Source organism: Mesorhizobium sp. M4B.F.Ca.ET.203.01.1.1 (assembly GCF_004791025.1).
Classification (GTDB): Bacteria; Pseudomonadota; Alphaproteobacteria; order Rhizobiales; family Rhizobiaceae; genus Mesorhizobium; species Mesorhizobium abyssinicae.
This window is the reverse complement of record NZ_SRUO01000060.1, coordinates 1-467: the sequence shown is the minus strand read 5'-3', so window position 1 is coordinate 467 and position 467 is coordinate 1. Positions and strand designations below refer to the sequence as shown.

Annotated in this window: 1 protein-coding gene; it reads right to left on the bottom strand. The window is 60.4% G+C overall.

Annotated features, from left to right (window positions below; genetic code table 11):
* Positions 1 to 64: 64 nt before the first annotated feature.
* Positions 65 to 467, bottom strand: a 403-nt coding sequence (locus EN846_RS35660) for a hypothetical protein (protein WP_210236137.1), incomplete at its 5' end; no start/stop codon positions are given.

Here is a 467-nt window from a genome sequence, read left to right as displayed (position 1 = left end):
GTGATCTCTGGATTTTGGTGGACCATCTCGGTCGACCTCGATGTCTGCGCACCATCGCCGGTTCCTAGTCTTGACTGACAGGCGTCGACGACAGGAAGCGCGCCTTGTTTCCACGCAGGAGCCTGACCAGCAAATGCCTTGAATCTGAGAATTGCGCACGTCCGGCTCTGATTGTTTCCTTCGCCCAGAAGCGGCGAAGCGCGACTTCGCATCGACGCAACTGATCCTCGGTAAGCTGTGCTGCCCCAACGATATCGCGAAGATCACGACAGGTGCGGGAAGGCCAGGTTCTGAGGTCTTCGCTTCGGTTGGGGTCAAGGCGCCGGCGAAATGCCACTCGGTCCAGGCCGCGACGCGGCTTCTGCGTGCGGTTCGCCAGTCGATCGGGGATGTGAATGATAGGCCCCATAAGCGCCAGTTCCGCGCATATCAGCCAGTCTGCCTGCTCAGAGCGGCGAAGCATGCCC